29 protein-coding genes and 1 tRNA gene are annotated in these 26,505 nt (G+C 61.0%); 13 read left to right on the forward strand and 17 right to left on the reverse strand.

The annotated features are described in order from the left end of the window. Window positions 1-212: 212 nt before the first annotated feature. From LQV39_RS01970 to LQV39_RS01985, 4 genes are all read right to left on the reverse strand, one after another. Window positions 213-491, reverse strand: coding sequence for a PAAR domain-containing protein (locus tag LQV39_RS01970; RefSeq protein ID WP_230019939.1), 279 nt, complete (start codon window positions 489-491; stop codon window positions 213-215). A gap of 72 nt (window positions 492-563) precedes the next feature. Beyond that, complete coding sequence (locus LQV39_RS01975) at window positions 564-1,652, reverse strand: T6SS immunity protein Tli4 family protein (protein ID WP_230019940.1); 1,089 nt, start codon at window positions 1,650-1,652, stop codon at window positions 564-566. Between the two features lie 92 nt (window positions 1,653-1,744). Further along, complete coding sequence (locus LQV39_RS01980) at window positions 1,745-3,622, reverse strand: triacylglycerol lipase (RefSeq protein WP_230019941.1); 1,878 nt, start codon at window positions 3,620-3,622, stop codon at window positions 1,745-1,747. A 1-nt stretch (window position 3,623) separates the two neighbouring features. Continuing rightward, window positions 3,624-6,221 (reverse strand): type VI secretion system Vgr family protein, encoded by a 2,598-nt coding sequence (locus LQV39_RS01985; RefSeq protein WP_230019942.1) that lies wholly within the window; start codon window positions 6,219-6,221, stop codon window positions 3,624-3,626. 318 nt (window positions 6,222-6,539) lie between these two features. On the opposite strand from LQV39_RS01985, the gene LQV39_RS01990 reads away from it, so the two are divergent. Continuing rightward, entirely contained in the window at window positions 6,540-6,905 is a 366-nt protein-coding gene (locus LQV39_RS01990) for a hypothetical protein (protein ID WP_230019943.1), read from the forward strand. 134 nt (window positions 6,906-7,039) lie between these two features. Continuing rightward, entirely contained in the window at window positions 7,040-7,534 is a 495-nt protein-coding gene (locus LQV39_RS01995) for a hypothetical protein (RefSeq protein ID WP_230019944.1), read from the forward strand. A gap of 55 nt (window positions 7,535-7,589) precedes the next feature. Here the strand turns inward: LQV39_RS01995 and LQV39_RS02000 are convergent. The 4 genes from LQV39_RS02000 to LQV39_RS02015 all read right to left on the reverse strand — a co-directional run bounded on the left by LQV39_RS02000 (window position 7,590) and on the right by LQV39_RS02015 (window position 11,021). Next, a tRNA-Lys gene (locus LQV39_RS02000) sits at window positions 7,590-7,665 on the reverse strand. A gap of 56 nt (window positions 7,666-7,721) precedes the next feature. Further along, window positions 7,722-9,530 (reverse strand): GspE/PulE family protein, encoded by a 1,809-nt coding sequence (locus LQV39_RS02005; protein WP_230019945.1) that lies wholly within the window; start codon window positions 9,528-9,530, stop codon window positions 7,722-7,724. Between the two features lie 3 nt (window positions 9,531-9,533). Beyond that, a complete protein-coding gene (locus LQV39_RS02010) occupies window positions 9,534-10,367 on the reverse strand; it encodes a spermidine synthase (protein ID WP_230019946.1) in 834 nt (277 codons plus the stop codon). A gap of 141 nt (window positions 10,368-10,508) precedes the next feature. Beyond that, window positions 10,509-11,021 carry a glycine zipper 2TM domain-containing protein gene (locus LQV39_RS02015; protein WP_230019947.1) on the reverse strand — a complete coding sequence of 171 codons (513 nt, stop codon included), beginning with the start codon at window positions 11,019-11,021 and terminating at the stop codon, window positions 10,509-10,511. A gap of 298 nt (window positions 11,022-11,319) precedes the next feature. Here LQV39_RS02015 and LQV39_RS02020 point away from each other — a divergent pair, with 298 nt between their 5' ends. From LQV39_RS02020 to LQV39_RS02050, 7 genes are all read left to right on the forward strand, one after another. Further along, a complete protein-coding gene (locus LQV39_RS02020) occupies window positions 11,320-11,769 on the forward strand; it encodes a barstar family protein (RefSeq protein ID WP_230019948.1) in 450 nt (149 codons plus the stop codon). Between the two features lie 153 nt (window positions 11,770-11,922). Beyond that, entirely contained in the window at window positions 11,923-12,540 is a 618-nt protein-coding gene (gene purN / locus LQV39_RS02025; protein ID WP_230019949.1) for a phosphoribosylglycinamide formyltransferase, read from the forward strand. A 12-nt stretch (window positions 12,541-12,552) separates the two neighbouring features. After that, window positions 12,553-13,884 carry an RsmB/NOP family class I SAM-dependent RNA methyltransferase gene (locus LQV39_RS02030; protein ID WP_230019950.1) on the forward strand — a complete coding sequence of 444 codons (1,332 nt, stop codon included), beginning with the start codon at window positions 12,553-12,555 and terminating at the stop codon, window positions 13,882-13,884. Between the two features lie 5 nt (window positions 13,885-13,889). Beyond that, window positions 13,890-15,257 carry a mechanosensitive ion channel family protein gene (locus LQV39_RS02035; RefSeq protein WP_230019951.1) on the forward strand — a complete coding sequence of 456 codons (1,368 nt, stop codon included), beginning with the start codon at window positions 13,890-13,892 and terminating at the stop codon, window positions 15,255-15,257. 107 nt (window positions 15,258-15,364) lie between these two features. Then, window positions 15,365-16,576, forward strand: a complete 1,212-nt coding sequence (locus LQV39_RS02040) for a fatty acid desaturase (RefSeq protein WP_230019952.1) — start codon at window positions 15,365-15,367, stop codon at window positions 16,574-16,576. Window positions 16,577-16,722: 146 nt separating this feature from the next. Next, window positions 16,723-16,953: a hypothetical protein gene (locus LQV39_RS02045; RefSeq protein WP_230019953.1), complete on the forward strand. Its 231-nt coding sequence runs from the start codon at window positions 16,723-16,725 to the stop codon at window positions 16,951-16,953. Then, window positions 16,950-18,020: a diguanylate cyclase gene (locus tag LQV39_RS02050; RefSeq protein ID WP_230019954.1), complete on the forward strand. Its 1,071-nt coding sequence runs from the start codon at window positions 16,950-16,952 to the stop codon at window positions 18,018-18,020. The genes LQV39_RS02045 and LQV39_RS02050 overlap by 4 nt, the downstream gene beginning before the upstream one ends. Window positions 18,021-18,028: 8 nt before the next feature. Here LQV39_RS02050 and LQV39_RS02055 read toward each other — a convergent pair whose 3' ends face one another. From LQV39_RS02055 to radC, 9 genes are all read right to left on the reverse strand, one after another. Further along, a complete protein-coding gene (locus LQV39_RS02055) occupies window positions 18,029-18,271 on the reverse strand; it encodes a hypothetical protein (protein WP_230019955.1) in 243 nt (80 codons plus the stop codon). A 92-nt stretch (window positions 18,272-18,363) separates the two neighbouring features. Then, window positions 18,364-19,473 (reverse strand): hypothetical protein, encoded by a 1,110-nt coding sequence (locus tag LQV39_RS02060; RefSeq protein ID WP_230019956.1) that lies wholly within the window; start codon window positions 19,471-19,473, stop codon window positions 18,364-18,366. A gap of 144 nt (window positions 19,474-19,617) precedes the next feature. Beyond that, window positions 19,618-19,785 carry a 50S ribosomal protein L33 gene (rpmG, locus tag LQV39_RS02065; protein WP_005665735.1) on the reverse strand — a complete coding sequence of 56 codons (168 nt, stop codon included), beginning with the start codon at window positions 19,783-19,785 and terminating at the stop codon, window positions 19,618-19,620. A 13-nt stretch (window positions 19,786-19,798) separates the two neighbouring features. Continuing rightward, entirely contained in the window at window positions 19,799-20,035 is a 237-nt protein-coding gene (gene rpmB / locus LQV39_RS02070; RefSeq protein WP_060567073.1) for a 50S ribosomal protein L28, read from the reverse strand. Window positions 20,036-20,225: 190 nt separating this feature from the next. Further along, window positions 20,226-20,378 (reverse strand): hypothetical protein, encoded by a 153-nt coding sequence (locus LQV39_RS02075; RefSeq protein WP_230019957.1) that lies wholly within the window; start codon window positions 20,376-20,378, stop codon window positions 20,226-20,228. A 45-nt stretch (window positions 20,379-20,423) separates the two neighbouring features. Next, entirely contained in the window at window positions 20,424-21,776 is a 1,353-nt protein-coding gene (locus tag LQV39_RS02080; RefSeq protein WP_230019958.1) for a transposase, read from the reverse strand. 51 nt (window positions 21,777-21,827) lie between these two features. Next, a complete protein-coding gene (locus LQV39_RS02085) occupies window positions 21,828-22,187 on the reverse strand; it encodes an NADPH-dependent FMN reductase (protein WP_230019959.1) in 360 nt (119 codons plus the stop codon). Then, the gene (locus LQV39_RS02090) at window positions 22,184-22,696 is read right to left on the reverse strand and encodes a DUF2199 domain-containing protein (RefSeq protein ID WP_230019960.1); all 513 of its coding nucleotides are present in this window, start codon (window positions 22,694-22,696) and stop codon (window positions 22,184-22,186) included. Before LQV39_RS02090 ends, LQV39_RS02085 begins: the two co-directional genes overlap by 4 nt. A 46-nt stretch (window positions 22,697-22,742) precedes the next feature. Then, on the reverse strand, window positions 22,743-23,417 hold the full coding sequence (gene radC / locus LQV39_RS02095) for a DNA repair protein RadC (RefSeq protein WP_230019961.1): 675 nt from the start codon (window positions 23,415-23,417) through the stop codon (window positions 22,743-22,745). A gap of 95 nt (window positions 23,418-23,512) precedes the next feature. Between radC and LQV39_RS02100 the strand changes: the two genes are divergently transcribed. The 4 genes from LQV39_RS02100 (at window position 23,513) to LQV39_RS02115 (ending at window position 26,493) form a co-directional block, all read left to right on the forward strand. Beyond that, window positions 23,513-23,968: a peptidylprolyl isomerase gene (locus LQV39_RS02100; RefSeq protein WP_230019962.1), complete on the forward strand. Its 456-nt coding sequence runs from the start codon at window positions 23,513-23,515 to the stop codon at window positions 23,966-23,968. Window positions 23,969-23,977: 9 nt separating this feature from the next. Continuing rightward, a complete protein-coding gene (ispH, locus tag LQV39_RS02105) occupies window positions 23,978-24,925 on the forward strand; it encodes a 4-hydroxy-3-methylbut-2-enyl diphosphate reductase (protein ID WP_230019963.1) in 948 nt (315 codons plus the stop codon). A 5-nt stretch (window positions 24,926-24,930) separates the two neighbouring features. Continuing rightward, window positions 24,931-25,443: an adenine phosphoribosyltransferase gene (locus LQV39_RS02110; protein WP_230019964.1), complete on the forward strand. Its 513-nt coding sequence runs from the start codon at window positions 24,931-24,933 to the stop codon at window positions 25,441-25,443. Between the two features lie 120 nt (window positions 25,444-25,563). Beyond that, complete coding sequence (locus tag LQV39_RS02115; protein ID WP_230019965.1) at window positions 25,564-26,493, forward strand: branched-chain amino acid ABC transporter permease; 930 nt, start codon at window positions 25,564-25,566, stop codon at window positions 26,491-26,493. The last annotated feature ends 12 nt before the right edge of the window (window positions 26,494-26,505 follow it).

The raw sequence follows: 26,505 nt of genomic DNA on the forward strand, positions 1-26,505 counted from the left end.
TCATGCTAAATCTTTGGTGGCCGTGCGGCTCGAACCTGCGACCAACGGATTAAGAGTCGCTAGGCTGGGGTGGGCAACCTTTGTTAATCAATGACTTGCAACGCTTGCTAGATGCGACAACCAGTCACGTCAAAGGGGAGAGATGGTAACTTATCCGGAGTCAGTCACAAGTACTTCACATGGTGAGCTGGCTGGACAGTTATCCAACCCGTTCACCCCACGTTGGCCCGGTGCGCACCGATCAACTTGCATCCACATTCAGTAACACAGCCTTCCACGGCTACCGCAGTACCTCCTACAGTTACGCTGGAGTGGGCGGTGACGATCTTGTTGACTCCATGTGGTTTGCCGCTTGGGTAGTGCTGCGGGCAGTCCACCTGATCGCCAAGCCGCGCGATGGGATTCCCGTCTACATCATGCGATGGCGAGCCGCTGATCACCTTGCCGCCGTGATCGGTGGAATCGCCCACAACGATGATTTTCATTGACATGTCTCGTACTCTCCCCGCATCGGTTTCATTATTCCGACCACGCGCCAAACTCAATTCCGGAAGCGATGCCTATCAATCCCGAAAATGGAGACTCGCAAGAAGTTTGTCCCAGAGGGCTACGGCTTCGTCATCGGTCAGTGAACCTTTTGTTGCGTATTTTGTGTTTGCATTCACACCGGTATCGAGATTGATATCGACACTTGCAGGGTGACGCAATTCACCAGTCTTTCCGATAACCTCCCACATGAACTCGTGGATCATTACGCCATCTTTTCCATTATGTCGCAACAATACTTCTTCGCCGTTCCAGCCATTAACGATATGCTTGCCGATGCGCAAACGTGACAGTCCGGTATCAGTCGGGAAAACAACGCCTTGATCCCGCATGGCCGCTTCGTGACGCGCGATGATGCCTACGCCATTGGGGCCATCGGTACTGGCATTTTTATTTGACATCACGGAGAAACTCACGTCGGGCAGGCTTGGAAAATGAACTCCAGCCGAGAATATCTCCTGGAATTTTCCGGTGGTTTCTGCAATGAAGCCCAAGTTGATGCAAACGCCCGGGCCTTTCGGTACTTCCGCGTTATCACGGGCGCGCAGGTTACGTGCAATGTCAGCCGATTGGCTTAGGATTTTCTCGGCACTCTCTTCATCTCCAGATCCCCAGCCGAACTCGAAGACATGATTACCTGCGGGGACGAAACTTATGATCCCCTCACCGCCGACCGACTTCAGATAAGGACTTGCGAAATAACGCTGCACCAAGCTATTTGGAACCGGGCCGGCCGCCAAGGCGGAAAATTCCGCTTTTGATCGCTTCATAAGAGTCTCCTTACGAAATGCTTCTACCAGCTCCTTCTCTTTGCCAGCCGCATTCTCATGCGTAATAATTTTCGCTGGCATTTCTTGATAACCCAAGATGAGGTGCGCTTCTTCAGGCACGTCGAGCACATACCGGCCGAAGCAGACCGCTTTAGTTCTTGCGAATAACTTTTTCAATCGGGGCGACATTTCGGTTTGAGTTGGCACGCCAGTGTCCTCGTAAGAATAGGCCTGATGATGAAAAAAGAGGTAAAGGCCTACAGCCGCGATGAAACCAGCTAGGCCGGTGAATATAAGTCGGCTTTTTAATTCTGGTTTTGGAGTGGGATTAGTCATTTTTGATAGATTGGAAAACTACTTAAGCCGAGATGCCATCGTCCTTTGGATTGATGAGCCAGGCCTTGACGAAAGAGTGCGCCATATTCGTATCAGGTCTTCCATCCTGAGGCGGTATTGGCAATTTTTATCATTGCATATAGCATGGAGACACTTACCGCATCCGCCTTATAGCTCCCTTGATGGTCATATCCGGTTTGGACAAAATGCACAGTCGCTTTCACTTTTGCTGCTGAGTAGTCGGACGGGACAGTGCCATCTCCCGCATCCTGTGGCGGCAGGAGCTTTAATTTAAACTTGCGCTGGTCTTTCAGTGAAACGATCAGGTCGCCTGTCCCGTCCTCACTTACCAGTCTCCAAAGAAGTGGTGACTCTTTTGCGGCTGCAATTGCCGCGTTGACGTTAATGTCTTCGTGGGATAAAGGCTCGATTTTGTAAATTACGTTGCCATGTGTCAGATTTTTTACGTCGGCTGCGTAACTAGCGTACGTATGCGCGTGAAACGTGTTTTTTATTTCGGCGTGAAATTCTTGGGCCTCACCGATTCTGTCATTAACTAACTTCATAGCTGATGACTCGCGGAATGTCTTCCTTGCTGGGTTTATCCACTCAGGATTAATCAAGCGCCACCAGTTTTCAGGTTTCCGCGTGTAAATGTCGGGCGTTGGGGCTCCACTCATCGCCGGCGCGCTGGTTGTGGTGGAGGATGCTCCTGATAGGCCTCCGTTTGCTGGCCATTGCGCCAAGGTTTTCCCCTCGCGGTCTTGGACTTTCAACCAGTTTTGGCCATACTCTGGCGTTGGTAGAAGTTCAAGAGGGCCGGGTGCATTGGCAAACACCGCAGTGACGTCCTGCCCCGTATTTCCGATGATGGCTGCAGCAGGAGAATGGCCGTCTACTCCGCTGCGGACGCGTTTGTATGCTGCTGCAGAACCGTAAACCGGTTGTACGCTGTGATAGATCCCTAGAACGCAATCATTCAAGCCGCCCATTTCAGGATGAATTAGAGCGCGCGCGAGGATGCCACCCATTGAATGGGTAACCAGAATCACTTTGTCGCACTTGTGGCCATGCGCTTGATATGTCTTGATGAGATCCCTGATACGGGCAGCCGTCTTCTTTGCGGACACAGCATTGCTTTGGAGCCAGTTATAACCCATTGCATGGACCGGATATAGACAGTTGGCCACACGAAGAGCTTCTTTTTCTTCAAGCACGGCCGCGTTAGGCGCTCCCCATCGTTTCGGCGAAGCGCCTGTCACAGATATGAGTTGGCCGTTAGGATTCTCGTTTGAGATCCAGAACATGTCCAGCGGGTTGCGGCCTGTTTTATCTCCGTGCTGCCTGTACAATGAGCTAATGATACGGTTCAGCCTGCCCTCAAGTGTGGATAATGCCCCGCCGTAGTCGCCGAACGAAAGTTCACTCCAGCCGCGCCAACGAGCTTTTTGTGCCGCTGTCGCCGCATTCGGATGTTTTTTAGATAGATCCAAACCTATGGTCGCGTGGTCGCTCGTCAGCAAGCCAACGTCTTGCAGCATGTCCGGTACATTGCTGTGTCGAGTATCGGATTGCTGAGTGAGCGTCCCGCTTGGATCAAACCTGCCCTGGTCTTCGGTATACCGATAATAGTCCACCTCAGTTTCGTCAGGATCGAGCTTCATCTGACGTTCCCGAGGGCTTAAATTGGCCGTTTTTCGTACATTGGTAAGCAACGTGGAGGCGCCTAAATTATCTGGGCGCCAGGCGATATCGTCTTTACTCTTGAGGTCTGCTTTTCTTGCCCTGCTCATGCGCAGATTGCTGCCCATGACACCCGGCAAGAATACGATAGGGATGACCCGATTGGGCGGCGCCATGAAAACCGTTTCCCGCTGTTCGGTATCCACAGGCGTGAGATGGAATTCCCCTTCCATCGCGCCGCCCACGCTTTGTGTCATCGTTTTAACGTTAAGAGTGTCTTCGGCCATTTTATTCGCCTAATATTTTTAATTTGGCAGTTGCCATATCTATGCCTTTTTGTATGGGCATACGACCCTCGGCATCGGTGGCGCCCTTGATAATCGTTCCATCTTCGCGCGTTAGCTCGAACTTGCGGTTTGCTAGCGGCCCGTCGAGATCGCGCAAGACCGGGGTCTGATCGAAGTGGCCCTTTTCCATTTCGTTTGAGGCCAGTGCGAGACTCTTTGGATCGACGAAGCTATGAGAGGCGGCGTGGGCCACAAATGTGCCCGTTGTACCGTGTTCAATCCCGGCTTTACTGAATTTGACGTAGCTGCCGCCGCCGTTGATGACGATGTCTTCCTTGGCATTGATAACAATTCGGTTCCCCGTTTGTGTAATGTTCAATTTCGCGAGCAAATTGATACTGTCGGAAAGGGTCTGCACGTCGATGTCACCTGCCATAGCAGTCAACTTCATGCCAGCTCTTTGAACGAACAGGCGGAGCGTAGTGACGACGCTCGCGAAGAAACCGTCACCGGCTGCGATCGCGACGCTTTTCCCCGTTGTGATCGCGGTGTCCACTTCGCTTGCGATGTGCGTAGACTGAGCCGTGGTAGTAGCAATCCCGGCGGCACTCGCCAGTATCAAATGGGGCTCGGAGAGTTCTGGGAAGCTGCATTTTGCGGAACTGGCACCATCACCCCGAACCGCGTCGTTTTGCGCTTTGACGGATGCTGCCACGCGCGATTGCTGGCCGCTTTCCTGTGCTCGGTTTTTCTCCGCTACGTCCGCATGGTCCTTTTGGTTTTGTAGGGCGCAGGCGAGACGTTGAATGGTCTCGTCCATATCCTTGACCTGGGAGGTCGCGTTGGGGCGCGCCTCAGTGGTGATCAGCATGCCTTTTCCGGCCTGGGCGACGCCCCAGGCATTGGTGGCGATTTCCCAGCCTTCGCCTCGGGCATCCATGCGTCCGCGGTTGTTCTCGATTCGAGTGATATACCCGAGCGAAAGCTGGCTGTGCTGATGATCGCTCTTAAGCTGTGCCTGGATCTGCCCATTCGTGTCGTCGAGGATCAGGTGATTGCTCCTTCCACCAGAGGCATTGCCTCCATTGGGAGTTAGCTCCCGGCTTCGGAATCCGGTCAACGCCTTCTGTGTTGGCACAGTCCACGGCGGCATATTGAGTTCGTTGAATACTGCTCCCGTGATAATCGGACGGTCAGGGCAACCGCCGAGCCATTGGACGATCACTTCCGTTCCTATTCGTGGAATCGCCATGGCGCCAAGCTCCGCTCCGACCCAGGAACTGGATACCCGTATCCAGGTCGAGCTGCGTTCATCGTTGTTGCCTTCCCGGTCCCAATGGAATTGCACTCGTACGCGGCCGTATTCATCGGTGTGGATGCTGTCCGGACCAGAAGGGCCGACGACAATGGCAGTTTGGGGTGCAAGGATCTTGGTGTCCTTGCTGTTGAAGTTACGGCCTGGCCGCCAAGGGACACTCTTGCGAGTGCAGGTCAGCCAGTTGCGATAGAGGGTTTTCTCATCCTCTTCCTGCAGATAGTTGTTGGTGGCGATGTGACGGACCGACAGGACCAGGAAGTTGTCCTTGGCGGCCTCGCTGCTTCGGCCGTAAACATTGTGATTGAAGTGGTCTACCAGCTGGAACCAGCGGCCTGGCATCATGAAACGATCATTACCTTCCGCCTCGGTGTGCTTGGCAATGGCTTCGATTTCTTCCATCCTGATCCGACACTGGGCATCGCCATCCTGGAAGTTTTTGAAACCGTAAGCGCCGGCGTACTCATAGGACTCGATCTCTGGCACCTTGCCCTGCTGGTTCAAGGTGGGAAGGGTGAGACTGGACGGTCTGGGATCCTTGAAGTTGAAACCGTTCAAACCAAAGCTGGAGGGCATGGTCTGTCGCACCGGCGACCATCGATCAATCGCATCCTCTTCCAGTGCTCCGCCTTCGCCGTGAAAACGCACTTCTGCACCGCCATCGAGCGCCGGGGCCTGCGTGGAATCGCTGCTGACGATGAGCTTGTGTCCGGTAGCGTCATGTTCGTACCAGTAATACCAGCCTGCTGCCTCCCAGCGACGGCTCAGGTAGTTGAAGTCGGATTCGTCGAACTGACAGGCATCGGTCATGGCCGCATCATCGCCCGTCACGCGCCAGTCCCATTGAGGATAAATACCGTAGTCACGGAAAATGATTTCCGTCTGTTCGCGCAATGTCTTGTTATGGAATAGGTAGTTGTCCTTGCGTAGACTGAGGAATTTCAGCCAGGGACCGAGCTTGGCTTCGTAAAAGGTGATGCCGCCATCGGAATGACGGCGGCCGAAGCTGAATACGTAGCCGGAAAAATAGCGCAGGCTGCCGTCCTTGCGCACTAGCTCGATATTGAGCAGCTTACCTTGCATCTCCTTGAGCGCAACGCCGGCCTCATCAGACAGCAACTCGACTGTGAATTCAAAGTCCCTGGACAGACTCTCCGTTGCATCGATTTTGCTTACGACGAATTGGGCCGCGGGAGCGTCATTGTCAGGGAATGACAGACGTAGGATACGGTTGTACTGCCTGCCGTAAATGAGATCATGAATTGAGCGGAGAGGATTGGTCATCGCGATTCTGCGGTTGAACACATGCTTCGTTCGGTACTGCGACGTGAAAACCTTGTAATTATTCAAGGGCACGTACTAGAAGAACTTGAGCATGCGCAACTTGCCCTAGCTGTGCCGACAAGCCAATCGAAGATACGCGATTTGCTACAAGAATGATCCCAGCGAAGCGACGACGGAAAGGTCCGGTTGCAATGGGAAGAGAGTCGTTCATCGTGGCCTCCTAAACGCTTACGGACTTCGAGGCGGTTTGTCGAAGGTCGTAACGCTCTGGAAGGCGGCACCTTATGCTCGGGCTCCAATCATACCGAGGAGGTCTCGATGCACCCTGTAATCGCAAAGACGTTCGGTGGTTTGTCCACTTCGTACTACGTGCGGCATTTGATCTTCGGACTGGCGTTTCCGATTTTTCTTCTCATCATGTTGAGCCAGAGCCAGGGCAGCCATCCGCTGCATTTTCCAATGCTGCTGATGATGGTTGTGAATACATTGTTGTACCCCTATTCACGCTTTGTCTACGAGAGCGTTGTGAACTTTATGCTAGGGGAGAACGTGTTCTTCGTGAGCGCCCTGCTCATGCTTGGGGTTAAGTTGGCTTCGATGATGGTTTGCTGGGTTTTCGCGATTTTCGTTGCACCGATCGGCTTGGCATATCTCTATTTTCACCACAGCAGGGTATCGGGCTAGCATCACGAAGTTCGATGGTGAAGGAATGCTGACGCTGCGCTGGCGCAGGAGCACTGAGCAGGCATAGAATTGACTTCGAGCGCAAGCGGGCAGTCGAGCGCTCACTGATTTCACCTTCAGCCGGAGCGACGACCATGGGCTACGACCGGAACTACACCCGCGAGGAAATCCACCAGATTCTGTGCCTGAGCGAGCGCCGCCAGCGCCCCGGCGGCATCCACCACGGCCATGCAATCGCGCGTCACAGCGAACAGCGTGAGGACCCCTTCGACCGCCGCCAGATCAAGCAGGATTCCACCTTCGCCGGCCGTAAGGATCAGATCCTGGCCATCCAGGAAGCGCTGCACGATCCGGTCGGCCAGGCCGAACTGGCAAAACTGAACACCCACGGCGTGGACAGCTGCACGATCACGGTCCAGCTGAGCGCCCAGCTCGGGAAGATCAAGGCCAACGTGGTGCACAGCCCCATGGCCAAGGTGGCCAAGAAATGGGTGGCTGCGCAAGGTCCGCAACAATACCTGCAGAAAGTGGACGTGACCGCTGTCTTCGTGCTGGTCGACAAGGTGCTGCCGGCGCCGTCCTGGGCGCCGCTGCATATCCAGACCGCCTATCCCAAGGATTATCGATAGCGGAAGCAGAAAACAAAAACGCCAACCCGAAGGCTGGCGTTTTCATTAAATTCTTTGGTAGGCCGTGCGGGGCTCGAACCTGCGACCAACGGATTAAAAGTCCGCTGCTCTACCAACTGAGCTAACGACCCGAAGAAGGCTCGCATTATAGCGGGCCGTTTTGATTTACGCCAGAGCTACGTGCAAATTACGACAAAGCGGAGGTAACTTTCAGCACTTCCTCCGCCGTCGTCACCCCCTCCACCACCTTGTACGCCCCGGCAATGCGCAGCGGCTTCATCCCATCCGCCACGCTCTGCTGGCGCAGCGCCGCCAGGTCCGTCACTTCCTTGATCAGGTGGGTGAAGGGCTCGGTCACCGTCACCAGTTCGTAGATGCCGGTGCGGCCGCGGAAGCCGGTCTGGCGGCACTCGGGGCAGCCGACCGGGCGGTAGACGGTGGCCGGCTTCGGGACCTTCCAGGCCCCGCCGATGCTGTCCCAGACCTCGTCCGAGAGTTCGCCGTCCGGGCTCTTGCAGTGCGGGCACAAAGTTCGCACCAGGCGCTGCGCCATGATGCCGCTCAGGGTCGATCCCAGCAGGTACCAGGGCACGCCCAGTTCCAGCAGGCGCATCACGGAAGAGGGCGCATCGTTGGTGTGCAGGGTCGACAGCACCAGGTGGCCGGTCAGCGCCGCCTGGATCGCCATCTCGGCCGTCTCCAGGTCGCGGATCTCGCCGACCATGATGATGTCCGGGTCCTGGCGCATCAGCGCGCGCACGCCGTCGGCAAAGGAGAGGTCGATGCCCGGCTGGACCTGCATCTGGTTGAAGGCCGCTTCCACCATCTCGATCGGGTCTTCGACCGTGCACACGTTCACGTCGCTGGTGGCCAGCGCTTTCAGGGTCGTGTACAGGGTCGTGGTCTTGCCCGAGCCGGTCGGTCCGGTCACCAGGATGATACCGTGCGGGCGCTTGGTGAGCGCGTCCCAGCGTTCGGCGTCGTCGGGCGGGAAGCCGAGTTCCGGCAGGGTTTTCACGACCACTTCGGGGTCGAAGATACGCATGACGAGCTTTTCGCCGAAGGCGGTCGGCATCGTCGACAGGCGCAGTTCGACTTCCTGGCCGCCGGTCGTTTTCGTCTTGATGCGGCCATCCTGCGGGCGGCGCTTTTCGATCACGTCCATCCGTCCCAGCAGCTTGATGCGCGCGGTCATGGCGATCATCACCACTGCCGGCACCTGGTACACCTGGTGCAGCACGCCGTCGATGCGGAAGCGGATCACGCCGGATTCGCGTTTCGGCTCCAGGTGGATGTCGGAGGCGCGCTGGTCGAAGGCGTAGCTCCACAGCCAGTCGACGATGTTGACGATGTGCTGGTCGTTGGCGTCGACCTGCTTGTTCGACTTGCCCAGTTCGACCAGCTGCTCGAAGTTGTTGCGCAGCGCGAGGTCCTGGCCGCTGGACTTGTTGGCGTCGCGGATCGACTTGGCGAGGCTGAAGAACTGCGAGATGTACTGGGCGATGTCGAGCGGGTTCGCCAGCACCAGTTCGATGCGCTTGCGGGAAATGCGCGCGATCTCGTCCTGCCACTCGGTGTGGAAGGGATCGGCGGTGGCCACCACCAGCGCATCGCCTTTCAGCTCCACCGGCAGGATGTTGAAGCGCGCCGCATAGCTGGCCGACATCACGTCCGCCACCTTCGTGAAATCGATTTTCAGCGGGTCGATGCGGAGAAAAGGCAGGCCGACCTTGGCCGCGCACCATTCGCTCAGCACGTCCAGCGTCAGCAGCTTGTGCGGCGGCTTGGCGGAGACGATCTTGCACTGGGCGATGGCCGTCAGCGGATGCATGGCGCCGACCGCGTTCTTCAGGATGCCCTGGGCCTGCGCGAAGTGCGGCTTGACGGTCGACTTCTCGACGATGCCATCCGCCAGCAGCCAGGAGAAGATGGTCTGCAGATCAAGCGACTTCGGCGACTTGGGACGGACCGGCGTGGCGGCGGCGGGGGCGTTCATGGCTTATTTCTTATCGGCGGCGAGGGCGGCCTGTATCCCTTTGACCCAGGATTTCGCAGGCAGCTTGGTCGACGTCACGATCTGCGCGGCGCGCGCTGCCAGGCGTTCCGGGTCGAGGTCCGGCTTGTTCTTGAAGCACAGCGCGACCACGTTGCCGTCGTGGACCTCGGGCAGGCAGATCACGGTGTCGAAGGCGAAGCGCATCGCCTTGATGTTCTTTTTAAAACTGGGATGGTCGCCGAACAGGTTCACGGTCATGACGCCGCCCGAAGCCAGGCAGGCATTGCAGGCCTGGTAGAACTCGGGCGTGTCGAGCACCGGGCCGCGCGCGGTGGCGTCGTAGAGGTCGCACTGCAGGACGTCGAAGGCGTCGTGATTGGCATCGTCGAGCACGAAGTCCATCGCATCCATCTCCAGCACCTGCAGGTGCTCGTCGTCCGAGGGCAGCTTGAACATCGAGGAGCAGATCGCGATCACCGACGGGTTCAGTTCGACCGCGGTCACGAGGGCCTGCGGGAACTGGCGGTAGCAGAACTTGGTGAGGGTCGCGGCGCCCAGGCCCAGCTGGGCGATGGCGCGCGGCTGCTCGATGAACAGCATCCAGGCCATCATCTGCTGCGCGTATTCGAGCTCGGGCCAGTCCGGCTTGCGGATGCGCATGGCGCCTTGCACCCACTCGGTGCCGAAGTGCAGGAAGCGCACGCCGTCCTGCTCGGACAGGGTGACGGGGGCGAACTTCGGCTTGCGTGCCGGCTTGGGTGCGGAGGCGCGGGCGGCAGCGGGCGTGGGACGGCGCGAGGATTCGGCCAGTTCGATGGATTTGCGTTTGATGAGCATAGGACGACCTGAAGGGAACATCCTATTATCGGGGGAGGTCCTGCCGGGGTGCAAGCACCACGGCAGGGTGCAGCTGGCTTAAGGCTGCGGAGGGAACTGACGGCGCGGAGGAGAGAGGGTCCTCCGCGCCGGTAAAACGGATTAGTACTGTTCCGGCTCCACCGAGACGCGCAGGCGGATGCGGTTGCCCGGATCGCGCGGCATGACGGTGGTATAGGTGTGGCCACGGTAATCGTAGGTCACGTCGTAGCCGTTGGTGCGCTGTTCGACCGATTCCACGGTGCGGCAGCGCTGCACGGCCTGTTCCTGGGTGCCGGCGTAGCCGCTGCGGCCATCGTTTTCGACGTGGTCGCCGACCATGGCGCCGGCGATCGCACCGGCGGCTGCCGCGGCGACCTTGCCGTTACCGCTGCCGACCTGGCTGCCCAGCAGGGCGCCGGCGATACCGCCGACGACCGAGCCGCCCTGGCTGCGCTGCTGCTGGACCGGGGCCTGGACGTAATCGGTGCGGCATTCGCGGCGCGGGGTGCGGACCTGTTCGATACGCGGCTGAACGCGCACGACCTGGCCGAAATCTTCGAAATCGCCAGCCTGGGCCAGCGGCAGGGCGCAGATGCCCAGGGCGGAGAGAATCAGTTTGGCTTTGAAGTTCATGTTCGTACCTCGGTAAGATGGTCTTCTAAGTTTATTGGACGGTTACTGCCATGAGTGAATGTTACTGCGAGTCGCTGCATTGAGGCGATCCGCATGGCAACAAAATGTAACAGGCAGAAGGAGACATGCAGATACGTCTCCAGAGCGAAAAAGGGGCAAAAAGCCTTAATTCAGCCTGAAAAAGGCCATCAATTCTTACAAATCCGGCCTGCCCGTCCATATTCGGGTTGATCTGGATACCACAAAACGTTACCCTTACGGGACTAAGGGTTTTAACGGTGGGAAACTTGAGGGGAAAATGAGTTTGTTGATGAGAGTGCCGCCTAATCTGGTGCAGTCGATCCGGGCCTATCGCGCCACGGAGCTGCAGAAGGAAGCGGGCCGCCTGGGCCATCACTTCCTTTACGCTCATTGCGCCAATGCCCTCACCAAACAACAAGTCTGCGCCCGCATCGGCGAGCAATTCACCTTCCCCCGTCCGTGCAGTAAAAACTTCGAAGCGTTGCGTAATTGCATCACCAACGTGATCGCCGAATCCGGACCGCAACCAGGCTTCATCGCCGTGCTCGACCAATTGCCGAATACGCAAAAATTCGACAAGGAAGCCCGCGAGACCCTGCTCGACGTGTTCCGCGACGCGGCCGAATTCTGGGCCGAGAAAAAAGTCCCGTTCCGCGTATTTTATTCGTTTGAAGAGCCGCAGTCGCCGCAATCGGTGGGTTGGGTTGGGGCTCGGCCTTTTGAATAATTCGTGCTTTTGCGGATAACCTGCTGCATGTAAACGTCGTCCCCGCGCAGGCGGGGACCCAAGTTCTGTTCGAGCTAACGATAAGCTTGCAAACTTGGGTCCCCGCCTTCGCGGGGACGACGTATGGGCGTTGGCGAGTTACAATGCCGGCTTATGAAAAATATCGTGATCCTTATTTCTGGCCGCGGCAGCAATATGGAAGCCATCGTGCGGGCGCGCGAAGCGCAGCAGTGGCCGGCCCGCATTGCCGCCGTGATCAGCAATAAGCCCGACGCCAAAGGGCTGGCGTTCGCGCAGGCGCATGGCATTCCGACCGCCGTGGTCGACCACAAGGCCTTCGCCTCGCGCGAAGCCTTCGACGCGGCCCTGCAGGAAACCATCGACGGCTTCGCGCCCGACCTGGTGGTGCTGGCCGGCTTCATGCGCATCCTGACCTGCGGTTTCGTCGAGCACTACGCCGGCCGGATGCTGAACATCCACCCCTCGCTGCTGCCGCTGTTCCCGGGACTGCACACGCACCGCCAGGCGCTGGAAGCCGGCGTGCTGGAACATGGCGCCACCGTGCACTTCGTCACCGCCGAGCTGGACCACGGCCCGAGCGTGCTGCAGGCGCGTATTCCCGTGCTGCCGGGCGACACGGAGGACAGCCTGGCGGAACGCCTGCTGGCCGAGGAACACGTCATCTATCCGCAAGCGGTGCGCCTGTTTATCGAAGACAGGCTCAGCATCGCAGACGGCGAAGTCCGCATCGCCGAGACCACCAGTATTTAAACAAGGAAACACATGAGATTGCCACCCGCGATCCTCGGCAATGCTGAAGAAGTATTGCGCGAGATCCTGCGCTTCACCGCGCCTGCCGACGTCACCCTGTCGCGCTACTTCAAGGACCATCCCCGCCTGGGCGGCCGCGAGCGCGGCGCCATCGCCGAGTGCATCTACTCGGTACTGCGCAACAAGAGCTTCTACACCGACTTCGGCGGCTTCGGCACCGGCGCCAGCGCAACCATGCGCCGCCTGGTCCTGCTGGGCATGGCCGACGCCATCGGCGCCGAGTCGCTGGGCGGCCTGAGCGAAGACGAAACCGCTTTCCTGGAACGCATCAAGGAAATCGACCGTTCGCTGCTGCCGGCCAAGCAGCGCGCCAACCTGCCTGACTGGCTGTTCGACAAGTTCGTCGCCCAGTACGGCGAGGAAGAAACCCTGCAGCTGGCTGCCGTGCTGAACACGCCGGCACCGCTGGACCTGCGCGTCAACACCCTGAAGACCGACCGCGAGAAGGTCGTCGCCGAACTGGCCACCGCGCCGATCGTCGCCGAACCGACGCCTTACGCGCCGACCGGCCTGCGCGTCATGAAGAAGCCGGCCCTGCAGAACCTGCCGCTGTTCAAGGAAGGCGCGATCGAAGTCCAGGACGAGGGCAGCCAGGTGCTGGCCCAGTTGCTGGGCGCGCGCCGCGGCGAGATGGTGGTCGACTTTTGCGCCGGCGCCGGCGGCAAGACCCTGGCCATCGGCGCCATCATGCGCAGTACCGGCCGCCTGTACGCCTTCGACGTCTCGGAAAAGCGCCTGACCAAGCTGAAACCGCGCCTGGCGCGCAGCGGCCTGTCGAACGTGCACCCGGTCGTCATCGCCCACGAACGCGACGCCAAGGTCAAGCGCCTAGCCGGCAAGATCGACCGCGTGCTGGTCGACGCGCCTTGCTCGGGCATGGGCACGCTGCGCCGCAATCCTGACGTCAAGTGGCGCCAGGAAGCTTCGGGCGTCGCCGAGCTGACCGAAAAGCAGGCGTCGATCCTGGACGGCGCCTCGCGCCTGGTGAAATTCGGCGGCCGCCTGGTCTACGCGACCTGCAGCCTGCTGGACGAGGAAAATGAGGGCATCGCCGCGCAATTCCTGGCCAGCCATCCGGACTTCGAACTGGTGCCGATGAACAAGGTGCTGGCCGAGCAACGCATTCCGCTGGAAATGGGTGATTACCTGAAGATGCTGCCGCACAAGCACGGCACCGACGGCTTCTTTGCCGCCGTGTTCGAGCGCAAGGCTGCCGACAAGCCCGCCAAGGCTGCCAAGGCGGACGACGCCGCCGACGCTGAAGCAAGCGACGCCGAAGAGTAAGCACCTTGGCTCCGCTGCAGATCACCAGCCTGATCGACGACCTGCTCGATGACCTCAGCCGGCCCGGCATGCCGTGGCAGGTGGGGGCCATCGCGGCCAGCGTCCTGATCGGCTGGCTGTGCGCGGGGCTGTTGCAGGCCTGGTGGCGCGGGCGCCGCACGGCGCAGGGCATCACGCGCCACGAAGGGGTGGCCAGCCTGACGCGCGTGATCGCGCCGCTGCTGGTGGTCGGCCTGTTGTATGTTTCCACCTGGCTGTTGGCCACGAACCGCTTCCATACGAATATCGTGAAGGTGGCGATTCCCGTGTTCTGGTCGCTGGTGGTGATCCGCGCGGCTTTCTTCCTGCTGCGGCGCGTGTTCGCGCGCCATGGCCAGCTGGGCGAGGCCTTCGTCACCTTCGAGAAGATTTTTGCCCTGCTGGTGTGGGCAGCGGTGGCTTTGTACATTACCGGCAAGTGGCCGGATATCTTCGACTTCCTCGATTCGACTGTGCTCTACAAGAAGGGGCGCAATCAAGTGGTGCTCGGGGACGTCCTGCAAGCAGTCGTATCGATCGCGGTGCTGATGATCCTGGCCCTGTGGGCCGGCGCGGCGCTGGAAGAACGGCTGATGGGTGTCCATGCGCTGCACAGCTCGCTGCGCGTGGCGCTGGCGCGGGTAAGCCGCGCCGTCCTGATCATCAGCGCTGTGCTGCTCAGCCTGAGCATGGCCGGTCTGGATCTGACCGTGCTGTCCGTGTTCGGCGGCGCGCTCGGCGTGGGCCTCGGACTGGGCCTGCAGCGCATTGCCAGCAATTACGTGTCTGGCTTCATTATTCTTCTCGAGCGTAGCCTGTCGATCGGTGACATGATTTCCGTCGACAAGTACTCCGGCAAAGTTACCCAGATCAATACCCGCTACACGGTCCTGCAAGGCCTGGACGGCGTCGAAACCGTGCTGCCGAACGAGATGCTGATCTCCGGCCCGGTGCTGAACCAGACCCTCAGCATGCGCGCGGTTCGGGCCGGCACCAAGCTGACGGTGGCCTATGGTTCCGACCTCGACCAGGTGATGCCGCTGCTGGTGGCGCAGGCCGCCGGCACGCCGCGGGTGCTGGAGACGCCGGCCCCGGGCGTGTCGCTGAGCCGTTTCGCGCCGGAAGGCTATGAGCTCGACCTGGGCTTCTGGATCGGCGATCCGGAGAACGGATCGGGCGGCGTGGTGTCCGAAATCAACAGGAAAATCTATGGCCTGGTGCAGGCCGGCGACATCAAACTTGGCATCCCCGCACTTGATACTCGCCTGCTCGATGCGCATATAGCATCGGTTGTGGCGCGAATCACGCAGCCTGCCCAGAATTCGCTGGTCAATCCATCATCAACGGCGAACTGATTGCGCGCTAACGTGCCGTACATCACTGGATACGCGTAAAATGCGTATTGTCGTCATGCGATTCGTATGACATCTTGGCGAACCCAGCCATTCATTCTGGAGTGTTAATGGATTTTATTAGTAACATCTTCCAAGCTGTCCTGTCCTTCCTGGACGGCGGCTTGATTGACCTGTCGGGTTGGCAGATGGTCGTGTACACGCTGATCGTGACGCACATCACGATTGCCGGCGTCACCATCTACCTGCACCGTCACCAGGCGCACCGCGCGCTGGATTTGCATCCGATCGTCAGTCATTTCTTCCGCTTCTGGCTGTGGCTGACCACCGGCCAGGTCACCAAGGAATGGGCTGCGGTGCACCGCAAGCACCACGCCAAGTGCGAGACCCCCGAAGATCCGCATAGCCCGGTCACCCGCGGCATCAAGAAAGTCCTGCTGGAAGGCGCCGAGCTGTACCGTGCCGAGACCAAGAACCTGGAAACCCTGGAAAAGTACGGCCACGGTTGCCCGAACGACTGGATCGAGAACAAGCTGTACACCAAGTACAGCTGGCTGGGCGTGTCGGCGCTGCTGCCGCTGAACGTGATGTTGTTCGGCGTGGCCGGCATCACGATCTGGGCCGTGCAGATGCTGTGGATCCCGATCACCGCAGCCGGCATCATCAACGGCCTGGGCCACTGGACCGGCTACCGCAACTACGACTGCAACGATGCGGCATGCAACCTGATCCCCTGGGGCATCCTGATCGGCGGCGAAGAACTGCACAACAACCACCACACCTTCGCCACCTCGGCCAAGCTGTCGAGCAAGTGGTACGAGTTCGACATCGGCTACGCCTACATCCGCATGATGGAAATGGTGGGCCTGGCCAAGGTCAAGAAGACGATCCCGAAGCCGAAGCTGGCCAAGAACAAGCTGGAAGCCGACCTCGACACGCTGCAATCCGTCATCACCAACCGCTACGACGTGATGGCGAAATATGCCAAGTCGGTGAAGGCCGCCTTCCGCGAGGAAGTCGAACACCTGAAGCACAAGGCCGAACTGGAGAAGCGTTTCCTCAAAACTTCGCGCAAGCTGATGCAGCGCGAGCCGGCCAAGCTGCAGGCCCCGCAACAGGCCCAGCTGAGCGAACTGTTCGAGCACAGCAAGGTCCTGGAAACCATGCACAATATGCGCGTGGAACTGGGCGCAATCTGGGAACGCTCGCATTCGACCCGCGACCAGCTGCTGCAGCAGCTGCAGGACTGGTGCACGCGCGCCGAGGCGTCGGGCATCAAGGCGCTGCAGGAGTTTTCGCTGCGTTTGCGTAGCTATGCCTGATTGCTGATCGCTCCGTAGCTTGAAGACGCCCCTGCCCAGGGGCGTTTTTTTTGAAATGGCTGGTCGATCGATGGCGCCAAGCGTATATTGGTCCGCATTGCCGCCTCCGGGTGGCTCCTCGCTCACAGCGGGAAGGTGTGTCCTTCATGAACGAGCGTCAACGGCGTAGCGACGCGGTCACGGCGAATGCCGTCGCGCGCGGTCTGAACATCCTGGATGTGCGCAATGCGGTGCTGGCGCGGCGCTACATGCGCCACAAGGGCGTGTCCGACGCCGTCATCGCCCGCGTGATCGGCCAGCCGGACGCGCGTCGCCGTGAGAGTTCCGAACAATCGGTATCGGAAGCGATCACACCCACCCATTCGGAAGACCGATGAAGCCCGCTACGGGACCGCAGGCGGAGCTGGCCCAGGCGCGCGCATTGCTGACGATGGCGCGCGAACTCCTGCAGGTGGACGCGGCCGCGGGTGTGCTTTCCTTGGTCGGTCAGCACATCGCCGGGCTGACGCATGCCGATGCCGCCTTGCTGGTCGTGTGCGGTAACGACGATGAAGACGTGGTTGCCTTCGATCGCAGCGGCAGGCCGCAAGCGGACGCACAGGACCACCCGTGGTACCGGTCCGCGGTCGCCATGCTGGCGCCGCCCTGCGGTCCGGTTGACGGCAGCGCGGCCAGCCAGCCCGCGGTGCGGCGCCTCGGCAAGCGCCTGCTGGCGCTCGGGGTGCCGGCGCCGGCGGCGATGGCTGCACTGGTGGTCGGCTGGGAGCGTGAGGCGGACTTGCTGGCGTGGCAGGAGCGCAGGCGGGTGCTCTCGACCATCCTCGAACTGGGCGCGGCGGCGCTGGGCAGCCTGCAGGGACGCAGTTCGCTCGAACGCCTGGTGTATTCCCAATATGCGCAAATGGCGGACACCGCCCAGGCGCATGCCGATGAACTGGCGCGCCGCGACGTGAGCGAAGGCGAAATGCGCCGCCTGTCGCTGACCGATGTGCTGACCGGTTTGAACAACCGGCGCGGCTTCTTCATCCATGCGGAGCACATCTTCCGGCTGGCCCAGCGCAATCATGTGCGCAGTGCCGTCATCTTTGCCGACGTGGATGGCCTCAAGCAGGTCAATGACGAACTCGGGCATGAGGTGGGCGATGACCTCATCCGTGATGCGGGAAGTATCTTCCGGGAGTCCTTCCGCGATGCCGACGTGGTCGGGCGGCTGGGCGGGGACGAATTCGTCGGTTATACGCTGGACGAAGGCAAGCCGCACATCATCCTGGAGCGCCTGAACGCCAATGTACACGCGTTCAACCTGATGCAGGAGCGTCCGTATCGGGTATCGATCAGTGCCGGCATCGTGCAGTGCGATCCCGGGAGCGAACAAACGCTGTTAAATTACGTCATGCTGGCCGACCAGCAGATGTACGTGCACAAGCGCAAGCGCCTGCACTAGGATGCGACCTAGGCGGCGTCTTCGCCGATTGCCACCGAACGTTCGGCCGCCATCGAGTCGCCCACCGACTTGCAGTCTTCGTCGCTGAGTTCCGGCGGGTCCAGCATGTCGTGTAGCATGGCTTGCAGTTCCGGCGTGTCCCAAGGCGTGCCGTGGCGCGTCTGAAGGTGGATGTAGTGCCTGATTTCGCTGTCCTGCTCCGGGGTCAACGGCAGGCCGCGGAATGTGGTCCGCGATTCGATCTGGTTCATGGCGTCTCCCTGCGCGCGCTGTGGCGCGGCCAGCTTTCGAATCTACGCGCATTCGCTGCTGCCGGGCGCACGCCAAGGGCGCCGGCCACCTGTTACCGGCAGCCGGAAAACCGCGGAAACCCACAAGCAATCAAATCCCCCACATCCGGATTCTCCAGATAATCCAGGTGCGCCGCCACCGGATTCTCGATCAAGCCCAGCCAGGTCCGCGCATTCGACACCAGCACGTCCGCCACCGCCACGTCGGGCGCCGCATAGCGTGCCGGCAGCAGGCGGTAGGAGAGCAGGTCGTTCGGATCGGTGAAGGCGACCACCGCCAGGCGCGAGATCGTTTCCGCGCGCGGCGTGAACGACTGGCGGCGCCGCAGTTCGAGATAGCGCTGCAGCGCATCCGGCGCGCCCACGCTGCGGTTATCGGGGCGGGATTCGATGTTCTGCTCGGCCAGGCCGAGGATGGGCAGCTGGTTGCCCGCCATGAAAAGCAGGCCCAGGCGGCGCGAGGCTTGCAGCCCCAGCTCGCGGGTGCGTGGCTGGGTTGACTCCAGCATGCTGCTCAGGGCGTCGAAGAGGATCTTGCTGCCCAGGCTTTCGGCGACCACGGCCAGGGTGCGGTCGCCGTTCGGATTGCGCTCGATGATGCGCGACACCGATTCGACCATCGCATCGCGGATCGCATCGTGGCTGGCGCCTTCGTAGATCACGGCGTCCGACAGGCAGTCGTTCAGCAGCCTGTCCTTGACGTAGCCGTTGGCCCAGGCGCGCTTCGGCTTGCATTCGCCGCTGCCGGCGCTGGAACAGTCGGTGGGCGTGCCGGTGTTGTCGTAGTCGAGCTGGCGCTTGAGCGGCGCCGTCAGCGGCGACCAGATCAAGGCGTGGAAGCGCACCTGCGCGCCGCCGATCTGCTGGGTACGCTCGATGAGCTGGATGCCGTTGGCGGAGGCCGCCGCCTGTCCGGGCACATTGGCCGACACCACGCCGGCGATGCGGTCGATGCCGTGGTTGGCCCAGGCCGCATCGTGGGTGCACATGCCGTGCACCAGGATGAGGTCGAGCGGGCGGCCGCCGCCGTTCTCGACCAGGTTGACGATGCCGGGGAAGGACGCGCTGTCGCGGACGACGACCGCTGGGCGGTAGGGGGTGGTGCAGGCGGCCAGCAGGCCGGGGACCAGCAGGGTCAGCAGGAACCGATGAACAGGGCGCATGGTTCTTCCTCCAGGAGCGCCGGCCGGGGCGGTCGGCAGACGGACTCGACTATAGCGAGCCTGCCGGAAGAGGGTGCCGCGTTAAAACAAAAAAGCCGCACACTCTGCAGTGGGCGGCTTTCTTTTACAACCGAAAGAACCAGATTACTTGATCTTGGTTTCTTTGTAGATCACGTGCTTACGTGCTTTCGGGTCGAATTTGGTGATTTCCATCTTCGCCGGCATCGTGCGCTTGTTCTTGGTCGTGGTGTAGAAGTGACCGGTACCTGCGGTCGATTCCAGTTTGATCTTGTCGCGGCCAGTTTTTGCCATGATAGCTCCCTATTTAGATTTTCTCGCCGCGGGCGCGCAGATCGGCCAGCACAGCGTCGATGCCCAGCTTGTCGATGACGCGCAGGCCGGCATTCGAAATACGCAGGGAGACCCAGCGGTTTTCGGATTCTACGAAGATGCGGCGGTTCTGCAGGTTCGGCAGAAAACGACGCTTGGTTTTGTTGTTGGCGTGGGAGACGTTGTTGCCAACCATCGGGCCCTTGCCAGTAACTTGGCAAACACGTGCCATAGCGCACTCCTTGAGTAAACTTCCACAATCGGAAAAACGAGAGTATAGCGCGAAAACAGCCGCGTAATCAATCACTTGCGCAAAAAAATTGTTTCTTAAATCATCGCTCAAATTTAACAATCGTAAAATTACGCAAGTATTGCGTTGTAAGGGCTTGTTTTCACACTGTTATCCGGCAGCGCAGGGGTCTTTACCGGGGACTTGAAAGCTGTTGTGCGATCGCCCGCAGCACCGCCCCGATGGCCGGCGCAAAGCGTTCGGAAGCCGCAATCGCCTCCAGCGCGACACCGGCGCCGATGACGGGAATGCGCACGCAGGCATCCTGGATCAGCGCGGCCGACATCGTGCGCAGGATCTCCCTGAGATTGTCGTCCGCATGGTGGGACTGCTAGCGAGAACGTGCGCACAAGTGCGCACCGTTCTCTTCCTGCCCCGAGCCGTCCTGCTGACCGTGCTCGTCTCTGACAGGCGTGACTTTCCCGCCTCCCGCCGGCCCCGTGCCGGCAGCAGTGCCTGGCGTTACCGCCCGGCTCGCCTCGGGTAGCGCCGTTCGCGCTGCGAGGGCGCCGGTGGCGAGCCGTTGCAAGTTGATCGCTGCGTTGACGTCGCGATCGTGATGCGCACCGCAGGCCGCACACCTCCAGGTGCGCTCGCCCAGGGCAAGGGTAGCGTTGCGCACGCCGCAATGTGAGCACAGTTTGCTTGAGGGGTACCAGCGGTCGGCCAGTACGATATCAGTGCCGTAGCGTGGCGCCTTGTACAGCAACTGGCGACGGAACTCGTAAAAGCCAACATCCGCGATTGCGCGTGACAGCCGGGAGTTGGCTAGCATCCCTTTCACGTTCAGGCCCTCGATCGCCACCGCTTGATTTTCGCGGCAGAGCCGTGTTGTGAGCTTGTGCGTGAAATCGCGACGGACCCGGGCGATCCTTGCCTGCAGGCGAGCTAACGCCAGCGCGCCCTTGGTCCGGTTTTTTGATACTGGCAAGCGCGTGCCCTTCGGTATCCGGCCCGTAATACCGGCCGTCGTCCTGGCACTTTCCAGCTTGCGCGAAAGACGGCGCGATCGGATGCGCAGGCGTCGCAGCGCGCCTCGAAGTGGCCGTGGCGCGGAGATCTTTTCGCTGGTGGACAGCGTGGCGGCGCTGCTCACGCCAAGGTCGACGCCGACGATGCCGTTGCCGGTGCGGCGGCGCCGCGCCACGTCGTCCGGCACCTCGACCTGGACCGACAAGAACCATTGTTCCGCTTCACGCGACACGCTTGCACCCAGGATCCGGCCGGGCCAGCGCAATGCCTCGCGCAGCGCCACGCGGCCGACCTTGGGCAACACGGCCGTCTTCCCGTCGAGGCGGAACTTGTCGTTGGCGATATAAAAGCTATCGGTGCAGCGCCCCTTCTTCTTGAAGCGCGGCGGATAGGCCTTCTCGCCAGCGCGGCGCTGCGCGAAATAACGGCTCCACGCCTTGGCAAGATTGGCAAAGGGCTGCGCGTGGGCGTCGCGGTGCACGGAACGCAGCCAGGGATTGCCATCGGCATCGAGCCAGGCCGGGTCAAGGTACTTGATGGCGTTGAATTGCTTTTTGAGGGCCATCGCATTGGGCTTGCAGCCGCTTGCCACTTGGCGAAGCGACTCGGCCAGCCCCCAGTTCCATACCCGGCGTGCGGTGCCGGCCGCGCGCGCGAAATACTCGCGCTGCCCGTCCGTGGGGTCAATCGTGATCCGGTGCGCCAGCAGCATGGGCGCCGCGTCCGCGCCTAACGTGTTTTCCATTATCGCGATTCGACACTTCTACGCACGCTTGGTTCGACTAGAGTCTAGCTCCCAGACAGGATTCAGCAGCGCCACCGGCTTGCCGACGAAGCCGGGTTGGCCGACCAGCCAGTCCAGCGTGTTCTTGATGGTGCCGGTGACGCCGTGCGCATACTCGGGGCTGGCGACGAGGACGGCGTCCGCCGTGTCGATGGCCGCGTAGAGGGCGCGCACGCCGGTCGGCAGGTCCGCCTGTTCCGGGTTAAACAGCGGGAATTGCTTGTGCTCATCGAAGAGGACGACGTCGATACCGGCCGGCGCCAGTTCGCGGCAGGTGCACAGCAGGCCGCCGCTCAGCGAGCGCGTGCGCTGGCTGCCGCACAGGGCCAGCAGCTTCATGCGGTCCCGTGCATGGCTGCTTCGGCGATTTCCTGGGCGCGCTGCACGCCGATGCCCTGGTGGTAATCGACCGCCAGCGGATGCCCGCTTTCCTCCAGCACGATGAAGGGCCGCTGATGATTGGCGCGCGGATGGACCTCGGTCTTCAGGTTGAGGCTGTCCGGATACCAGGGCAGGCGATTGCAGAACCAGCCGAAATAACGGTCGGAGGTAGCAGGCGCGTCGTAGGTGTCGACGTAGCGCTGGTAATTCGTTTCGCTCAGCGAAACCCAGACGCCCCACAGGAAGGGGTCTTCGATGCCGTGGATGGGCACCTCGAGCAGGACGCGGATGAAGAAGTGGGAGCCGTCCGCATCCTCGTAACGGCAGAGGTCGCTGCCGAGGTGGCCGGCGGCTTGCACGGCTTCCGGCTGGGCCAGGAAGGGATCGGGGGCGTGGAAGGCAAAGCTGGGCGATCCTTCGTGAATATCGTCGCAGGATGCGCATTTGAAGCTGAAGATCGCGGCCATTGCCCTTCCATTCGCAGAAATGATCCGCCCAGTGTAGCGCAAGTCACTACAGCTGCCCGTGCTCGGCAAACGAATACACCTGCGGCCCGGCCACCACGAAATGGTCGAGCACGCGCACGTCCACCAGGGCCAGTGCCTGGGAAAGCGTGTGCGTCAGGCGCAAATCGGCCTCGCTCGGGTCCGGCGAACCGGACGGATGATTGTGGGCCAGTAAAACATTGGCGGCATTGCAAGCCAGCGCCTCCTTGACCACCTCGCGCGGATGCACGCTGGCGTGCGTGAGCGTGCCGCGGAACAGCTCCTTGTCGGCAATCAGGCGGTTCTTGACGTCTACAAACAACACCGTGAAGGATTCGTAGGGCCTTCCGCCGAGCTTGATGCGCAGGTAGCGCTTGACCGCCTCGGGCGAGGACAGCAGGTCGCCCGCCTGCAACTGCTCGGCGATCGCGCGTCTTGCGAGTTCCATCACGGCCTGCATCTGCGCGTACTTGGCCATGCCTAGGCCGTGTACCTCGGAAAAATCGGACAGGCTCGCGCCGAACAGCCCGTGCAGGGAGCCGAAGTGATGCAGCATGTCCCGCCCCAGTTCGACCGCGCTCTTGCCGCGCACACCGACGCGCAGCAGCAGGGCCAGCAGCTCGGAATTCGACAGCGCCTGGGCGCCGTCGCGCACCAGGCGTTCGCGCGGTCTTTCCTGTTCGGACCACTCATTAATACCCATGTTTTTCCCATCCGTAAAAACTTTGAGGGTAAGGACGGAAGGGGCGCCTCTGGCTTACAATAGCGGTTTGCACGTCAAGCACATACCAACACGCAATGTCCACCACCAACGCTCCCATCGTCACCGAATCGGCTTACCTGACTCTGCATTATCGTCTTGCCACCGCCGACGGTACTGATCTCGTCACAACCTTCGGCAGTACGCCGGCCACGCTGATGCTGGGCCAGGGCCAGCTCGCGCCTTTCCTCGAGCAGCGCCTGCTGGGCATGGCGGAAGGCACGCACCAGACCTTCGAGCTGAGCGCCGCCGAAGCCTTTGGCGAGCGCAATCCCGAGCTGATCCAGCCGGTGTCGAAGAAGACCCTGGAAGAGAATTCGGTGCCGGACGCGGATTACCAGGTCGGCGACCTGGTCGATTTCGCGGCGCCGGGCGGCGGCCGCTTTGCCGGCGTACTGCTGCAGGTGCGTGAGAACGATGCACTGTTCGACTTCAACCACCCGCTGGCCGGCCAGCCGCTGAAGTTCGAAGTCAAACTGATTTCCGTCCTTTAAAAGAACGTCATGGAAAACGAAATCCTGTTAGCCCAGCCGCGCGGCTTCTGCGCCGGCGTCGACCGCGCGATCGAGATCGTCGAGCGCGCCCTGCAGCAGTTCGGCGCGCCCATCTACGTGCGCCATGAGATCGTGCACAACGCCTATGTCGTCAACGACCTGCGCACCAAGGGCGCGATCTTCATCGAAGAGCTGGACGACGTCCCGGCGGGCAACACTCTGGTGTTCTCGGCCCATGGCGTGTCGAAGGCGGTGCGCGAGGAAGCCGAATCGCGCGGCCTGAAGGTCTTCGATGCGACCTGTCCGCTGGTCACCAAGGTCCACGTCGAAGTCGCCAAGATGCGCAAGCAGGGCGCCGAGATCGTCATGATCGGCCACGCCGGCCACCCGGAAGTCGAAGGCACCATGGGCCAGGCGGAAGAGGGCATGCACCTGGTCGAGACGGTCGAGGACGTGAACAAGCTGCAGGTCGCCAATCCCGACCTGCTGGCCTATGTCTCGCAGACCACGCTGTCGGTCGACGACACTCTTGACATCATCGAAGCGCTGAAAGCACGCTTCCCGAACATCATCGAGCCGAAGAAAGGCGACATCTGCTACGCCACCACCAACCGCCAGGAAGCCGTGAAGTTCATGGCGCCGCAGGTCGAGGTCGTGGTCGTGGTCGGCAGCCCGAACAGCTCGAACTCGAACCGCCTGCGCGAAGTGGCCGACAAGATGGGCACCCCGGCCTACATGGTCGACAATGCCGAGGCCATCGACCCGGCCTGGATCGCGGGCAAGCGACGCATCGGCGTGACGGCCGGCGCCTCGGCCCCGGAAGTGCTGGTGCAGGCCGTGATCGACCGCCTGAAGGACCTGGGCGCGGCCAGCGTGCGTGCGCTCGAAGGCGTGGAAGAACACGTCACCTTCCCGCTGCCGAAAGGCCTGACCGGCGACCCCGCCACTGCGGCCTGAGCACGATGAGCGGCTTCGACGCAATCCCCCTCGAGTTCTTCCAGGACTACCCGGAGCCGGGCGTCAATTTCATCGACGTCGGCTGCGTGTTCGACGACCCGGTGCACTGGCAGCTGGCGATCGACACCCTGTACGAGCGCACCGCCCACCTGCACTTCGACTTCATCCTGGCGATGGATGCGCGCGGCTTCATGATCGCCGGCGCGCTGGCCTATAAGCGCGCGATCGGCTTCGCGATGGCGCGCAAGCCCGGCAAGCTGCCCGGCGAGGCGATCAGCATCGACTACCAGCGCGAATACGGCAGCGCCACCATCGAGATCCAGCCGGCGCGCATCAAGGGCGAGCGCGTGCTGATCGTCGACGACGTGCTGGCCACCGGCGGCACCATCGAGGCGGCGGCATCGCTGCTGCGCCAGGTGGGCAAGGAAGTCGTCGGCGCCACCGCCTTGTTCGACATCGCCTTCTTCGAAGACAAGCGGACGCTCACCATGCCTGTCATTACACTACGCAAGGTGTGAGCCAGGCCGGTATGTCCGGCGCATCAATTTCCGATGTCAGTTTCCCAAAAATCTAGCTATGATGTCAGCGCGGCACTTCGGCAATCCGGGTGCCGTTTTTTTTAAGCGAGAGATTGAAAAATGGAAACTTTCGTCCAACAGATCCTGAATGGACTGGTGCTGGGCAGCATGTATGCGCTCATCGCGCTCGGCTACACCATGGTGTACGGCGTGCTGAACCTGATTAACTTCGCCCACGGCGACGTGCTGATGATCGGCGCCATGGTCGGCCTGAGCATCCTCAAAATGCTCGACGCTCACTTTCCCGGCATGTCCGGCTGGCTGCAGCTGGCGATCGCCATCCTCGGTGCGATCCCCGTGACGATGCTGGTCAATGTGCTGATCGAACGCATCGCCTACCGCCGCCTGCGCAATGCGCCGCGCCTGGCGCCGCTGATCACCGCGATCGGCGTCTCGATCCTGCTGCAGACCTTCGCCATGATGATCTGGGGCCGCAGCCCGCTGCCTTTCCCGCAGCTGCTGTCCTCGGAGCCGATCTTCATCGCCGGCGCCGTGATTTCACAGACCCAGGTGCTGCTGCTGGTGCTGGCCGCTTGTGCCATGATGGCCCTGGTATTCCTGGTCGAGAAGACGAAGATGGGCCGCGCCATGCGCGCCGTCGCCGAGAACCCGCGCGTGGCCGGCCTGATGGGCGTGGACGCGAACCGCGTGGTGGTGACGACCTTCGCCATCGGCGCCGCGCTGGCCGCCGTTGCCGGCGTGATGTGGGGCGCCAATTACGCCTCGATCCAGTTTGCGATGGGCACAGTCCCGGGCATGAAGGCCTTCTCGGCCGCGGTGCTGGGCGGTATCGGCAATATCTATGGGGCGATGATCGGCGGGATCGTTCTCGGCATCATCGAGAGCCTGGGCGCCGGCTACATCGGCGACCTGACCGGCGGCTTCCTCGGCAGCCACTACCAGGACATCTTCGCCTTCGTCGTGCTGATCCTGGTGCTGACCGTGCGCCCGTCCGGCATCATGGGCGAACGCGTTGCCGACCGCGCATAAGGAGACGACGAC

The sequence above is a fragment of the Massilia sp. Bi118 genome (assembly GCF_918697865.1).
In the GTDB taxonomy this organism is placed as follows: Bacteria; Pseudomonadota; Gammaproteobacteria; order Burkholderiales; family Burkholderiaceae_D; genus Telluria.